The sequence below is a fragment of the Laspinema palackyanum D2c genome, from assembly GCF_025370875.1.
GTDB classification, from domain to species: Bacteria; Cyanobacteriota; Cyanobacteriia; order Cyanobacteriales; family Laspinemataceae; genus Laspinema; species Laspinema palackyanum.
Genome location: NZ_JAMXFD010000001.1, coordinates 588243 through 603463, shown reverse-complemented (window position 1 = coordinate 603463; position 15221 = coordinate 588243). Strand labels below are relative to the sequence as shown.

8 protein-coding genes are annotated in these 15221 nt (G+C 46.4%); 4 read left to right on the top strand and 4 right to left on the bottom strand.

All coding sequences use genetic code 11. The features are described 5' to 3' along the window. The first annotated feature begins 51 nt into the window (after positions 1-51). Positions 52-1434: an ATP-binding protein gene (locus tag NG795_RS02550; RefSeq protein WP_367287090.1), complete on the top strand. Its 1383-nt coding sequence runs from the start codon at positions 52-54 to the stop codon at positions 1432-1434. A 23-nt stretch (positions 1435-1457) separates the two neighbouring features. On the opposite strand, the gene NG795_RS02545 is transcribed toward NG795_RS02550, so the two are convergent. Beyond that, the gene (locus tag NG795_RS02545) at positions 1458-3326 is read right to left on the bottom strand and encodes a protein kinase domain-containing protein (RefSeq protein ID WP_367287089.1); all 1869 of its coding nucleotides are present in this window, start codon (positions 3324-3326) and stop codon (positions 1458-1460) included. A 702-nt stretch (positions 3327-4028) separates the two neighbouring features. Here NG795_RS02545 and NG795_RS02540 point away from each other — a divergent pair. The 3 genes from NG795_RS02540 (at position 4029) to NG795_RS02530 (ending at position 10746) form a co-directional block, all read left to right on the top strand. After that, complete coding sequence (locus tag NG795_RS02540) at positions 4029-8264, top strand: WD40 domain-containing protein (RefSeq protein WP_367287088.1); 4236 nt, start codon at positions 4029-4031, stop codon at positions 8262-8264. Between the two features lie 329 nt (positions 8265-8593). Next, positions 8594-8794 (top strand): hypothetical protein, encoded by a 201-nt coding sequence (locus NG795_RS02535; RefSeq protein ID WP_367287087.1) that lies wholly within the window; start codon positions 8594-8596, stop codon positions 8792-8794. Between the two features lie 137 nt (positions 8795-8931). Further along, positions 8932-10746 carry a GmrSD restriction endonuclease domain-containing protein gene (locus NG795_RS02530; RefSeq protein WP_367287086.1) on the top strand — a complete coding sequence of 605 codons (1815 nt, stop codon included), beginning with the start codon at positions 8932-8934 and terminating at the stop codon, positions 10744-10746. A 397-nt stretch (positions 10747-11143) separates the two neighbouring features. Here the strand turns inward: NG795_RS02530 and NG795_RS02525 are convergent, their stop codons facing one another. The 3 genes from NG795_RS02525 to NG795_RS02515 all read right to left on the bottom strand — a co-directional run bounded on the left by NG795_RS02525 (position 11144) and on the right by NG795_RS02515 (position 15038). Continuing rightward, positions 11144-11827, bottom strand: coding sequence for a glutathione S-transferase family protein (locus NG795_RS02525; protein WP_367287085.1), 684 nt, complete (start codon positions 11825-11827; stop codon positions 11144-11146). A gap of 180 nt (positions 11828-12007) precedes the next feature. Beyond that, positions 12008-13348, bottom strand: a complete 1341-nt coding sequence (locus NG795_RS02520; RefSeq protein ID WP_367287084.1) for a GTPase family protein — start codon at positions 13346-13348, stop codon at positions 12008-12010. A gap of 175 nt (positions 13349-13523) precedes the next feature. After that, positions 13524-15038 (bottom strand): diguanylate cyclase domain-containing protein, encoded by a 1515-nt coding sequence (locus NG795_RS02515; RefSeq protein ID WP_367287083.1) that lies wholly within the window; start codon positions 15036-15038, stop codon positions 13524-13526. Positions 15039-15221 lie beyond the last annotated feature (183 nt).

Here is a 15221-nt window from a genome sequence, read left to right as displayed (position 1 = left end):
TAACTTTTAAATTCTCCATGCTCCCCATTCCCCATACTGAGGAAACCCGTAATGCTTGCAACATCTGTGGAAAATTTAGAACAAGTCGTTCCAGTGACTCCAGACCGACTGGTTGGTAAACTTACATTAGACTCCACTCTGGCGGACCTGACCCTGTTTGATTTTGAAATAGAAGTCACTTGTCCAGGATCCGACTTAGCTAAAGCCTTAGCTGAAAACCCACTGCTTCCCGGGGCGATTTTAACCGACTCAGGTAAGTTTGCGGGGACGATTTCTCGCCGGAAATTTTTGGAGCATTTGAGCCGTCCCTATGGGTTAGAATTATTCTCCAGAAGACCCTTAAAAGCCTTACATAACTTTACAAAAATCGAACCTCTCACCTTTCCCAGCTATCTACCCATTGGTATGGCAGCAAGGCAATCGTTAGAGCGATCGCCAGAGTTTCTCTATGAACCGATTGTGATTGAGATGGAACCGGATGTTTATCGTCTCTTAGACGTTCATCAGTTACTGATCGCCCAATCCCAAATTTATGAACTCACAACCCAGATGCTGCAAGAGCAAACCCGTTCCCATACCATTCAAACGGAAAAAATGGCCTCTTTAGGGCGGATGGTAGCGGGAATTGCTCATGAAATTAAAAATCCCGTGAATTGTATTTCCGGAAATATGGGATTTTTAGCCAACTACTGTCAAGACTTGCTAGAACTGGTGTCGGTCTATGAAGAGGAAGTGGAAACACCTTCCCCCCGAATTACTGAAACCATCGAGAATATTGATTTAGAGTTTTTACGGAAAGATTTACCCAAGCTGGTGCAATCTTTGGTCGTGAGTTCAGACCGACTCACGAAGATTGTTGGCGGGTTACAAAACTTTTCTCATTTGGATGAAACCGCGCGTAAACCAGCGGATTTACATGAATGTATCGATAGTACCCTGTTGATTTTAAACAATCAAATCAAGTATGATATTGAGCTAGTCAAAAATTATGGAGACTTGCCCTTAGTGGACTGTTATTCCGGGCAGTTGAGCCAAGTGTTTATGAATTTGTTAGGAAATGCTATTGATGCAATATTAGAACGGAAAGAAAAAGAATCCCGGAATTTGAATGGGAATCAAACGTGGAAACCCCAGTTGGCGATCGCCACGGAACTAATCAACCGCGAAGACCAATCCGCAGTCATTATCCGAATTGCAGATAATGGGATTGGAATTCCCGCTCAAATTCAACAGCGAATTTTTGAGACTTTTTTCACCACCAAACCTGTGGGGAAAGGGACGGGATTAGGATTAGCCATTAGTAATGAAATTGTCCGAGATAAGCACAAGGGTCAACTCAATCTCAACTCCCAAGAGGGAATCGGCACGGAATTTGAAATCATCTTACCCTTAGACCGAAAAAGCGAGAGGGAGTTAACAGGCGAGGAGGAATAAAAACAGTTCGGGTTCGCTGAAAATTATCCCCGCAACTGCCAAATTTTCACGGTTGTATCCTCAGTCCCACTCACTAAGGTATTCCCATCGGGAGTAAAGGCAACAGCATAAACCACACCCGATCGCCCCCAACAGGTGCGCTTTTCTTGTCCCGTTTTCACATCCCATAGCACAATGGAAGTATCATCACTTCCCGAGGCCAGGGTTGATCCATCAGGAGAAAAAACCACGGAATTAACTCCCGTGGAATGTCCCGTGAGTGTGCCAATTTGTTGGCCCGAGGGCAGTTCCCATAACAAAATGGTGCGATTCGCACAACCACTGGCGAGGAAGCGACCACAGGGAGAAATGGTGATCGCATTCACCGCCCCTGAACGTCCCCATCCCGTCTGTGTATCCGCCTGAGTGGTCACATCCCAGAACACAATGGAAGTATCCTCACTTCCAGAGACTAAAGTGCGGCAGTCGGGAGAAAAGGCTACAGAGTTGACAGCAGCAGAATGACCCATCAGGGGACGAAATAGCCGCCAAGACGCCGTCTCCCACAGGGCGATCGCCCCATCCGTTCCCCCAGCAGCCAACAGTCGGCCATCGGGGGAAAACGCCACCGACTTGACCCCCGATGGCGCTTTCAGCAGGCGCAGAATCCTGCGTAACGTCACATCCCACAACGCGATCGCCCCTCCCCCACTGCCTGCGGCCAACAGTCGCCCATCGGGGGAAAACGCTACCGCACTCACCCCCGCAAAGGGTTCCTCGGGCCAACTGCTGCGGAGGGTGGGTAATTCTTGACCCTCATGGAGTTGCCACCATTTAATCCCGGAACGACTGCCACTGACCAAGAGTTGACCATTAGCACTAATGGCAACGGTTTTAACCGGCGCACCATGTCCCTTCAAACTGCCAATTTCCGACACCGTAACCGGAGGCGTACTCACGCGCACCGTGGCGATCGCTCGTGGGGGAGGCGGTGCAGGCGATCGGGATTGGGGAGTGATGGTCCTACTGCCCTTTGAGGGGGGGGCTTTCAACCCTAGCATGAATTCTTCAACGGATTGATAACGCCGTCTCACACTACTTTCGATCGCCTTGTCGAGGACCGTTGCGAGGCGATCGCCCACTTTGTTAATCCCTAAATACTCCCGCCAGACGAAGGTACTTTCCATCGCATCATACATCTCAAACGGTTCCCGGCTGGTCAACAAGTGAATACAAGTCACCCCCAAACTATAGATATCACTGGCAAATACCGCCTTGCCAAAAGTTTGTTCCGGTGCGGCATAACCTTTAGTACCAATGGTAGTGCCGGTTTGATTCAGGGTCGTTCCCGTGGCATATTTAGCCGCACCAAAATCCACCAGAACCAACTTGCGATCGTGACGACGGCGAATAATATTTTCTGGTTTAATATCCCGATGAATCACCTGACCTTTATGCACAAACTGTAAAACCGGCAATAAATCTTCCAACAAACTAACAATTGCCGCTTCAGAAAATCGCCCTTGTTCGGCGAGTTCTTCCGTTAAATTTTGGCCATCAATAAATTCCTGGACAATATATTGACGATTTTCCTGTTCAAAATGTGCAAACAGTTCGGGAATTTGAGAATGTTTGCCCAATTGTTCCAAACGAATCGCCTCCTGCTGAAATAATTGATTCGCCTTCTCCGAATTCTGTTGAGATTGGGGATAAAACTGCTTAACCACACATTGCGGTTTCGAGGGTTTGAATTCATCCAGTGCCAACAGCGTTCTGCCAAACCCCCCAGTCCCGATGAGTTTCACCAAACGATACCGTTGTGCCAACACCAGCTTGGTACCACAGGCGCGACAAAACGTCGTCAGGTCAGGATTTATCGGATTCGGACAATCGGGATTCGGACAGTAACTCATCAACTACTTTCCCAAGGGGTTATTTCTATGGTAAATCTTGGTTCGCTAATCTGAAACAAGCATCTCGGCCCTAATGGGGGAGATTACCGATGGGGGTGCAAACTACAGGTCCCTCAGACTGGCAGGGTTTAACCGGGGATTTTTACGGGTTCCGTAGAGTAAAAAGTTTGGAGAGTAAGGGTTTGAGGGGATTTGCAACCGTCTGGGTGCGCTTAGGGTCTGGGTGATGCGATCGGGCTTTCGTTGGTTGGGAGTGGGTTGGTCAATTGCAGAAACCGACCTCTCCCCAAACCCCTCCCCTACGAGGGGAGGGGCTTTGATTCTCCCTCTCCGGCTCCCCCTTCCCTCGTAGGGAAGGGGGTTGGGGGGTTAGGTCTCCCCTCCCCAACCCCGCCAACACAACAGACGGAACCCAAGGCCGAGTTAGCATTTCTCAGGACCCAATAGAATAAACAGAAGGCTATGCACTCATCTCCCCCATTTTCTAATCGAGTGTGGGTTACCCACCCTAGGCTAACTGGGGAAAATTGCGTTAGGTTTGATGAGGGACTCCACCGTAACCCCATTTACCACCCCATAATGAGCATGGCCGCGATCGCAACCGACAAGCAACCCCACTCACGAAACCCACCCCCGATACCCTAAACAGCCATTGCTGTCCCACCTATAGGTTATTAGCTATCGCAGATCGAGGAAAAAACTATGGTAGGAATTGACGAGATCGTTCGGGCGATTCTGGCGATCGCTCGCGTTGCCACTCCCGTCATCATTAATACCGCTAGACGCAACGAATTAGTTATTAAATTACTCCAAAAATTTAAAATTGATGCAGACCATCCTCCGGCAGATTTCACCGGAGTTTATCGGTATGCCTTAGTCGAATATGGTATCCAAAACCTTGATAATTTCGACGTAGACCGGCTCCAACTCGTCCTCGAACTGTTCCGACAAAACGAAATTTATCACGGCTTTCGCAAAGCCTTCGATCGCAACGACCCCTATACCCTCCTCAAGGAAGCAGAAGCCTATATCGATGGCTTTGCCTTGGGAGATAAAATTCGGGAAAGCCATATTGACTATAAGCGGGAACTGGCGAAATTTAGCAGCATTTTTATGGAAATTGCCAACCGCACCCGCACTCCTGCGGAAGTCTTGGAATTTCGCAAAATTGAAGATTTGCGATACAATACCAACCAAATTTTAGAGCGGCTGGAAAATCTCAATGCCTTGGAAGACCTCCGCCAAGAAATTGCTAAATTAACCGCCAGCGAACCCGACCCCATTCTTCCGGCTGCCGGGAACCAACCCAGGCTTAAATCAGAATTTGCTCAACAATTACGCAACTGGCTAGAAGCGTTATATGACTTTGAGTCTTATGACGTTCAAATCCCCAATTACTTTGAATGGATTATTAATATCCGCGCTCGTCGTGGGTTCGATCGCATTGTGGTCCGAGGAATCGAAGGGGAAGTTACCATTAGTGATGTCAATCATTTACGGCAATCCGTCGATGTTCAAAAAGCCGATGAAGGCTGGTTAGTTGCCCCCCGGCGGATTAGTCAAGCGGCGGTGGATATTGTTGAAAATGATGATGTTTTATTCTGCTACACCTTTGACGAACTCATTGACGAAGTAGCAGATTTTAGTCGATATATCGACTGGTTAGAAGCAGAAGTTAAGCAGCGAGACATTGAACAGTTATATGTTCCCCTAGCCTGTACCAAAGAAGAAATAGACCCCATCACCCACCAACGCCTTGCTAAAAGTCGCTACGATGAACGCAACGGCTGGATTGACCGCTATATCAACCGTTGGGTGGATGACCCTGCGAAAGAACATATCTCCATTTTAGGGGAATTTGGCACGGGAAAAACCTGGTTTGCCCTTCATTATGCTTGGGAAACGGTTAAGAAATATCGCGATGCTAAAGAAGAAGGATTGCCCCGTCCTCGCCTGCCTTTAGTCATTCCCTTACGGGATTATGCCAAAGCAGTCAGCGTGGAATCCTTGTTTTCCGAATTCTTTTTCCGACAGCATGAAATTGGCTTACCCGGATACTCTGCCTTTGAGCAATTAAATCGCATGGGGAAATTGTTGCTGATTTTTGATGGCTTTGATGAAATGGCCGCCAAAGTCGATCGCCAACAAATGATTAATAACTTTTGGGAACTCGCCAAAGTCGTCGTTCCCGGGTCCAAAGTCATCCTCACTTGTCGGACCGAACATTTTCCCGAAGCTCAAGAAGGACGCGCCCTGTTAAATGCGGAATTAAAAGCCTCCACCGCCAATTTAATTGGGGCAACCCCTCAATTTGAAGTGTTGGAAATTGAAAAGCTCAATTCCACCCAAATCCGCGACGTAATTGGCAAACGGGCAACAGCGACAACGGTGGAAAAAGTGATGCAAAATGCCAAATTATTGGATTTGGCAAAACGTCCTGTGATGATTGAGTTAATTTTAGAAGCCTTACCGGAAATTGAATCAGGAAAACCCATTGATTTATCCCGAATTTACTTTTATGCCGTGCGCCGCAAGATGGAACGGGATATTAAAACCGAGCGCACCTTTACCTCAATGGCGGATAAATTATATTTCCTTTGCGAACTGTCTTGGGAAATGCTTTCTACTGACCAGATGAGTCTCAATTTCCGGGAATTTCCCAATCGTCTGCGCCGCCTGTTTAGTACCGTGGTCCAACAACAAAAAGATTTGGACCATTGGCATTATGACATGATGGCTCAAACCATGCTGATTCGCAATGCGGAAGGGGACTATACTCCCGCCCATCGCTCTTTATTAGAGTTTTTTGTTGCCTACAAATTTGCAGTAGAATTGGGCATTTTAGCCCCAGATTTTACGGAATTTGCGGACCTGAAACAGTTTCCCTCTACGTCCAACCTTTCCCAAACCTTTGGCAAAGCACCCTTAACTCCAGCGGTATTAGAGCTATTATTACCCACCATTGACCCCGGGGAAGCGACCAAAACCCGATTACTACAATTAGTCCAATCCACTCAAGGTCAATGTGAAAATGAAGCGGCCTATCTCGGGGGAAATGCCGTCACTTTATTGTTAAAAATAGACCCCAATGCTTTGGATAATAGCGACCTCCAAGATACGGTTATCTTAGGGGCTGATTTTACTTCGGCTAATTTACGGAATGTCAATTTAGCCCAAGCTAACTTAAAACATTGTACCTTCACAACCGTATTTGGAACCGTTTTATCCGCCGCATTTAGTCCCGATGGCGAGTGGTTTGCCACGGGAGATGCCAATGGGGAAATTTATCTGTGGCAAGTTGAGGGGAAACCCTTGGTATTGTGCCAAGGACATTCTGCGCCAGTCTGGTCCGTGGCAGTCACCCCCGATGGCAAAACCCTCGTTTCTGGTAGCGATGATGGCACGGTAAAAACCTGGGATGTCCGCACAGGGAACTGTCTGCAAACCTTGACAGGTCATAGCCATTTTGTGAGAGCAGTCGCCATCACCCCCGATGGCAAAACCCTCGTTTCCGGGAGTAACGATCGCACCGTGAAACTCTGGGATTTAGAAACCGGCCACTGTCATACGACCTTATATGGACATGGTAGCATTATATGGTCGGTCGCCGTCACCCCCGATGGCCAAACCATCGCCTCCGGTAGCGCGGATCAAACCGTGAAACTCTGGGATTTGGAAACCGGCGTCTGTCGCAAAACCTTACAGGGACATACCGAATGGGTATTATCCGTCGCTGTCACACCCGATGGCAAAACCCTCGCCTCCGGCAGTGCGGATCAAACCGTGAAACTGTGGGATTTAAGCACAGGAAACTGTCAAAAAACCATCGAACAACAGAGTCGTTCTGTGTGGTCCTTAGCGGTTGCTGCCGATAACAAAACCTTAATCGGAGGGAGTGCCGATGGGACCGTGAAAGTCTGGGATATGACCACGGGGGACTGCTTACATCGGTTAGCGGATCATAGTAGTCGGGTAGGAACCGTTGCCATTGCTCCCGATGGCCGCACTTTGGTCTCTGGAAGTGATGACGAAACCGTGAAACTCTGGGATATTGTGCGAGGAGAATGCCTCACTACCTTACAAGGATATGCCAGTGCCGTCTGGTCCTTGGCAGTCGCCCCCGATGGCAACATCCTCGCCTCCGGCAGTGCCGATCGCCGCGTCAAACTCTGGGATTTAACCACCGGCGAATGTTTAAGAACCTGGCAGGGACATCCCAGCAAAGTGCTATCCGTCGCCATTCCCCCCACCGGAGACTACCTCACCAGCATCAGCGATGACGGCACCCTCCACCGTTGGGAAATGCCAACAGGTGAGAACCTCACGACCCAATGGAGACCCCCCAGTTCGGGGGATGTGATGGCCCTGGCCCCGGATGGTCAAACTTTGGCCTGCGGTAGTGCGGACTCTACCGTGAAACTATGGGATTTGCAACAAATTGAACAGGGGATGACCCTCTTACAAGGGCATACCAGTCGGGTCGTCTCTCTCTCTTTCAGTAGCGATAGCACAACCCTAGTTTCCGGAACCGATGATGGCACAATGAACTTGTGGAATTTTAGAACAGGGGAATGCCTGAAAAGTTTACAGGGCCAAGGTAATTACGTCTGGGCCGTCGCCGTCTCCCCGGATAGAAAAACCCTCGCCTCTGGCCGGGAAGATGGCATTGTGAGTCTCTGGGATATCGAAACCGGAGACTGTATCAAAACCTTCGATGGACATGGAAGTGCCGTGTTATCCCTGGTGTTTCATCCCGAGGGGAAGACCCTGGTATCTGGGAGTTATGACGAAACCATCAAAGTGTGGGAGTTGGAGTCAGGAAATTGTGTACAGGCGATCGTGAATAAACCTTACGCCGGGATGGATATTACCGGCGCAACGGGATTAACTGAGGCTCAAAAAGCTACTCTGAAAGCATTGGGGGCGATCGAGCAGTAGAGTGCAGAAAGCTGATTTTTTAATAAAATATTAAGGATCTGAAATTGCTTGTTTAGGTTATAATAAAACCCGCAGGCTAAAGCCTGGGGCTACACGGACAAAGCCTGTACTTCGACAAGCTCAGTAGACCCCTGCGCGGGCTAACGCAGAAAAACAACGTTTGAGGACCGGATTTGGTATTAATCCACGTGGCCAATTTCTGAACTCATCCCGGCCTTGCGGAAGCGACTGAACCTCTTCCAGGAGAAGTTTGCCGCTCGTTTCGGTGTGTCCTTTCCAAGGATCAACCGCGCTTGAGAAAGCTTGAAGGATTCACCCCCCGAGGATTTATGTTACTTCAAAAAATTATCCAAGAATTACAAAATATCCCCGAAGAGAAGCTGGGAGAGATTTATGATTTAATTCACGAAAAAACTGCAACTCTAACGGTGAATGAAGCCGAACCGCGCACCCCTGGTTTACTCACCGGAAAACTCTCAGACGCCTTCTTTGAACCTTTAGCAGCAGAAGAATTGCAGCGATGGGAATAAGCTATCTTCTGGATACTCCTAAAGTCTATAATTTTGTTAATTTAAGAAAAAATTAATATTTTTTGCTTACCCTTGTGTTATAATGTAAAATAATTTACCATATTGCCCACTATTAGTTAAGTAAAAAATACTCAATTATGTCTCAATCTCATATGCCTGCTTTACCTCAAACTTCACCAAGAAGAGATCTCTCTATAAGGAGCGAATTAGTTCAAAGAATTTATAATTTTTATATTAATCAAAATTTTTATGTCAATAGAAGGTATCAGAGAAAGCTCGTTTGGACAATTCAAGAGAAAAGAGATTTTATTGATTCAATCCTTCAAGGTTTTCCAGTCCCTATAATTTTATTAGCGGAAATAGAAAAAGATAAAAAATTTGTTTTTGAAATTATAGATGGAATGCAAAGGTTAAATGCTGTTACATCTTTTATTGAAGGCGAATTTGATTTTAAGGGAGAATATTTTGATTTACAAACTATGGTAGAATCCAAATCTCTTTTTGATAATAAAACTTTACTCCAAAAATCCCCTGTTTTAGATCGAAAAATTTGTGAAACAATTTCAAGTTATATAATGCCGTTATCTATATACTCATTTGAAAATGAAGAAAAAATTGACGAGGTTTTTAGAAGAATTAATTATAATGGAAAACACTTGTCCAAGCAAGAACTAAGAGCCGCAGGAAGCACTTCCGAATTTGCTGATTTAGTTAGAGTGATTTCTAGTGAAATAAGGACGGACGCATCCGCTTCCGACGTTCTTCTCCTAAATAACATGAAAAATATTAGTATTACTAACAAACAGCTTAAATATGGGATTGTAATTGATGAAATTTTTTGGGTTAAAAACAAAATTTTAACCAAAGAAATGCTCAGACAATCAAAAGATGAAGAAATAATTGCCAATATTATTGCTTATATGATTCTGTCCCCTTCCGTTCCCACAACTAATTCTAAAATTTTAGATGAATACTATGAATTTAAAGAAGGAGAAAATCAAGAAAGAATACAATTAGCAATTAAATCAAAATCCGCAGTAAATATAAAAAAACAGTTTATTTATATTTACGATGAGATCCGTAAAATTTTACATGAAGCAAACTTGAATTTCGCAGAATTAATATGCGGCCAAAATACGCTTAACTATATTTCACGACCTTTTCAAGTAATATTTTTCAGTTTTTATGATCTCATAATTAATAAAAGAATGGAAATAGCTGATTATGATGGACTAATTAAAAGTTTAAAAAATATCAACAGAGAAATAAATATTCGGACAAGCCCCACATGGAATTCTAATGATAAAACTCGTCATATTAGAAAAGTAAAAGGTTTAATTCAAGATTGTTTTAAAATACGAGAGCAAGAGGATCCGGCAATAGATTGCTGGAGAACAGAATTTGAAACTTTACTAACTCAATCCAAAACTGAGCAAGTTTTATATGATTTTAAGCAAGGGTTTACCAATTTAAATGGAGCAGGAGAATTTAATTCAGATAATTTTGAAAAAATAATTAAAACTCTTACTGCTATGGCAAATCACTCGCCTCAAGCAACTGGATATGTTTGTGTTGGAGTCGCAGATAATGAACAAACGGCCCAAAGAATTATCCAACTATATAACATTGACTCCATAGAATATAAGGGTTATCACATAACTGGTATAGAGCATGAAGCTTTGCAACTACAAAAAAATTTAGATAATTTTTATCGGTGGATATGCCAAGAAATTAATAACCATAAAGGGATTAATCAAGAAGTCAAAACTAATTTAGGTAACAATATTAAACTAATTTCGTATTTTAATAAATCAGTTGTCCTTTTTTGTATAAAACCCAGAAAAGAACCTACTTCATACTTTGGTAAATACTACCAACGGATTGGTGCAAATATTGAAGAAATTTCAGTTGAAGAATACACTGAGCTTTTTGGCCGATTTTTATCCAAATAAAATAAAAGATAGGCTATGATATTTATTTCCTAGTTTTTTATAGCAAATAGGGTGGTACGCTATTCAGCATCTAAATTGGGAAAATTTTCACTCAAAATGCTGGGAGAGCGAGCATTTTGCTCGCTCTTGAGCCTCCAGTTTAAATACCGCCTCAAATCTTTGATTCATAACCCTGCATCTATGGCTTACTGGCTATTTTAAGGAAATTCCAAATATTATCGATTCCATGCCACTATTTGAGGGTTTCCGATGCCTTAGTTAGTCACACGGCACAGTAAGGGTGTGGGGGACGGATGCCGGAATCTATACGATCGCCCTTCCCAACCCTCACCCCTCAACATTATTCGCACTCGCCTCAGTTCATTCCGTCCCTGTTAACCTATCGGATTGTGAGAACTCATGCAGGGGAGTCTAACCCAACGGCGCGGCTGGTGTCCCACTCTAGGGCCGGATCTTGAGTGTGTCCTGCTGCTTTCATGCCTCGCTGATATCCAGGGCGATCGCTGATCCGCGCCAGCCATGCTTTGATATTTGGCCGGTTGTCGAGACCCAGGTTGTAAAATGCCTTCATCGTGCCGAACGGGAAATGCATCATGATGTCAGCGGCGGTAAACTCAGCACCCGCGAAGTAGTTTACTTGGGATAGGCGATCTTCGACCATCTGGAGGTGGCGATCGAGCCGCTCTTGTAGGGCCGGGAGCAGTGGAGAATTACTATCGGGTCCTACAGCCATCCCCGCAAACCAGTTGATGCTAATCTGCATCATCAGACTGCTATTGGCGTAATGGAACCAGTACAAGTAATCGGGATACTCAGTTGAGGTGACGGACACTGCCAACCGACCTTCCCCGTAGCGAGCGAGGATGTATTCCACAATCGCTCCAGACTCAGCCATCACAATCTCGCCATCGACCAGCACCGGCGCATTGCCGAGCGGATGAACGGTTCGCAGTTCTGGGGGAGCTAATTGGGTGACCGGGTGGCGTTGGTACAGACAGAGTTCGTAGGGCAATTCCAGTTCCTCTAGGAGCCAGATAATGCGCTCGGACTGAGAAACGTTGAGATGATGGACAGTTAGCATTGTTTTTTTTGTTATAGCTTTTAACTTTAAAATATCATGATTAGACCATTTGATAAAGGCTTGATATTACAGTAGTCAAAAGAATGCTTGGGTTTTGGGTCAGCTACTGGTTTGCAGGTTTCGAGGATGCGATCGCCTTTCCCAACTCTGAACCCTCACCGTTATCTCTTCCCCAAAACCTTAACGTTTGATGCCTTTGAACCGTTCTTTAGCTGCGTCAAAAGCCTCTTGCATGGCGGCTTGAATTTTGTCTGGGTCGGGCTTTTTACCGCCCATTAAATCACCAAAATATACGCACGCTCCTTCACCGAGGGCCCAAGTATAGGCGGCGGCCCAGGAGGCGGCGATCGCACTGCCGAAAATTGGGACAAATTTGACTAATTCCCGCCCGATCGCCTGGGCGACAAATCCACCGGCGATCGCACTGACGACTCCTCCCGCTTGGGATGGTGTGAGGGTTTGTCCGTAGAGTCGGCCTAACAATCCCACCAGGGAGACTTGTAAGGCGGTCAGGACCGGCATGGTGGCAAAGGGTAGGGGAACGGCAGCGAGGGTGGCGGCCATGATGGAAAAGGCTAAAATATACCGTCGGGCGACATCGCGATATAATGTGCCAATTTTCTCACCTGCGCCTTGGTCTAACAGTTGATAAATGGCGCTGGATTCGGCTTCGGGGAGGAGTTCGGCCAGGGCATCGCTGAGGGCTTCTAACCCATAAAACACCGGAGTATAGCCATCTTCTTCTAGGGTAAAATCGAGGGCAACGGCGCAGTCGCAAATCTCAGCAAATCCCGCTTTAATCGACTCAAACGCCCGATTAACCGAGGGAAAATCTGGGGGATAGGGGGGATGGTTTTCAGTATTGGGGGGATAGACTTCATGCAAGCAGGTCACCGCCAGTAAACAAGGGATGTGAGGAGAGGCGGCGCGTAACTGTTGGGCAATTTGGCGGAGGGAATCTGTAGCAAAATCGTTAATTTTGACGGTGAGAATGAGGATTTTGGCCCGACCCGTTTCCTGCTGCAAATCCCCGACTAATTCTTGGACGATCGCCGCAGTGTCTTGGTTGACATCCCCGAGTCCGACGGTATCGGTAAAAATCAGTAAGGGTAACTCACTGGAGGGATAGGCATAGCGTTCCGTATGTTGGGTATGGGGACGAAATCCTTGGCCGATAATATCTGCGGAAACTCCGGTGAGTCCCCGGACGATGGAACTTTTGCCCGCTTGGGGTTTGCCAATTAATAGGGCCTCGGTGGTGGGCAATTGGGCGCGAACCGTTGCCAAAATTTCAGCGACTCGTTCATCGCTGACGCTGAACCAATCCTGAAAATATTGGGGGAGGCGATCGCCTAGGGAGAGTTGTTTTAGCCGGTCTGTGGCCTGATTCCAGACCCCAGAAAGGCGATCGGTCCAGGATTTTGGGGCTGATTCTGGCGATTCCAGGGTGAGATTCTCCGTCGGTTCGGGGGACGGATGGGAATCGGGTTTAGGGGAATCAGTTTCGCGTTGCTCACTCATCGGTTGTATAAAAACGAGGAATCGATGCTGCCTTAGTCGGGATTTTTCCCAGGGTTAACCCTAAAACGGGTGAAAACCCAGGACTACTTTATCGCAATTTGAGCCCAATTAGAGGGATTGGGTGGAAAATGCCCTGAGAAGGCCGTTGTCTGGCTGGGTTAGGCCGATTGAGGGGTCAAGGGTCTGGGGGGAGTTCTTTGAGGATAGCCCGATCTCGTCCTTGAGATTTGGCTTCATAAAGGGCGGCATCGGCAGCAGCAATTAACGCTTCGGGTTTCTCGGAGTCCGTGGGAATCAGGGTGGCGATTCCCAGACTGACGGTGACCCAAGGACTGACTCGGGAATCTAAGTGAGGGATTTGCAACTGTTTGAGGCGATCGCGAATGGTTTCTGCCACCGTAAGCGCCCCGGAACCGGGGGTATTGGGTAAGATCATCACAAACTCTTCGCCCCCATAACGAGCGAGTAAATCAGTCTTGCGGGTGATTGCACTGCCTGCGGAACGGGCGACTTGTTGCAAACAGCGATCGCCCGCTTGATGTCCGTAGTAATCGTTATAGGCTTTAAAATAGTCGAGGTCGAATAAAATCAAGGAAAGCGGATGTTTTTCCCGTTGTGCATGGTTCCATTCGCAATCGAGATATTCATCAAAGCGACGGCGATTGGCCACTTGGGTTAAACTATCTAAATTAGCCAGCCGTTCTAATTCTAAATTAGCTTTTTTTAAAGCCGCTTCTGTTTTTTTGCGCTGAATCATTGACCCTAGCTGACTGGCAACGGCTTTGAGTAATTCCAGCGATCGCCGGTCCGGTTGCATTTCATTTTTTTGAAAAAACACCAAAACCGCTAACACTTCCGAGTTATCCCCCGTCGTACTATCCCGCAGCAAAATAGGAATACCCAGCATTCCTTTGAGTCCAGCCGTTGCGGCGATATCGGCGCGAGAAAACATCTCCGACTCTTCCTGAGATGCATCAGCAATCCATTTTAAATCTTGCTCCTGCCAAATTCGGGCAGCAAATCCCCGGCAGTGAAAAACATCCTGGTTTTTGCTGTAGTCATGAAATTCGGCAAGTTTGGCATCATTCCCATACCATGCCTGCCCATATACTAGCTTAGTGGCTGAGTCATCTGGCATCCACGCTTCCCCAAAGTCCCAGCCCAGGGTTTGACAAACTTTTTCTAAAATAATGGCTAAGGCGGAGTCTATATCCAGGGCTTCGTTAATGGATTGGGTCGTGGTTAGTAGGAGTTGTAACTGAGCATTTTGCGACTTGAGTTCTACCATCAATTCGCGCAGGCGCAATTGATGTTCAATGCGCGCCAAAACTTCCACCGGCTCAAAGGGTTTGGTGATATAGTCTACTCCCCCTAAATTAAAAGCCGTTACTTTATCAATCGCCCCATCCAATGCGCTGATAAAAATGATAGGAATTTCCTCCGTCTCCGGATTTAATTTGAGTTGACGACACACTTCGTACCCGTCCATATCGGGCATTTTAATGTCTAATAAAATCAAATCCGGTGGATTGGCGAAAACAGATTTTAACGCCATTTTTCCATTGGGAGCGACTCTAATCTTATAATTATGCCGACAGAGTATTTGGTTCAAAAGTAACAGGTTGACGGGGGTATCGTCAACGACTAATACATTAGCTTTAGGGTTTGATGCGGACCGCTGATTCATCATTGATTGAGTCACTCCTGTCTCTTGAGAATAAGGACTACTCTCCTAAATTTGTACGAGGTTTTAGATCGAACAAGTTTATTTTAACTTTTTCTCCTTCCAATCCGTTTCAAAAACCGAGCCTCTCCTACTTCCCCGGGGTGGGGGGGGGAGGGATTACAAACTTGAATAAATCAACATGGATTC

Bases quoted from the DNA above. Each gene is read 5' to 3' on its own strand.
- NG795_RS02550 (WP_367287090.1), top strand. From the start codon at position 52: ATGCTTGCAACATCTGTGGAAAATTTAGAACAAGTCGTTCCAGTGACT.
- NG795_RS02545 (WP_367287089.1), bottom strand. From the start codon at position 3,326: ATGAGTTACTGTCCGAATCCCGATTGTCCGAATCCGATAAATCCTGAC.
- NG795_RS02540 (WP_367287088.1), top strand. From the start codon at position 4,029: ATGGTAGGAATTGACGAGATCGTTCGGGCGATTCTGGCGATCGCTCGC.
- NG795_RS02535 (WP_367287087.1), top strand. From the start codon at position 8,594: ATGTTACTTCAAAAAATTATCCAAGAATTACAAAATATCCCCGAAGAG.
- NG795_RS02530 (WP_367287086.1), top strand. From the start codon at position 8,932: ATGTCTCAATCTCATATGCCTGCTTTACCTCAAACTTCACCAAGAAGA.
- NG795_RS02525 (WP_367287085.1), bottom strand. From the start codon at position 11,827: ATGCTAACTGTCCATCATCTCAACGTTTCTCAGTCCGAGCGCATTATC.
- NG795_RS02520 (WP_367287084.1), bottom strand. From the start codon at position 13,348: ATGAGTGAGCAACGCGAAACTGATTCCCCTAAACCCGATTCCCATCCG.
- NG795_RS02515 (WP_367287083.1), bottom strand. From the start codon at position 15,038: ATGATGAATCAGCGGTCCGCATCAAACCCTAAAGCTAATGTATTAGTC.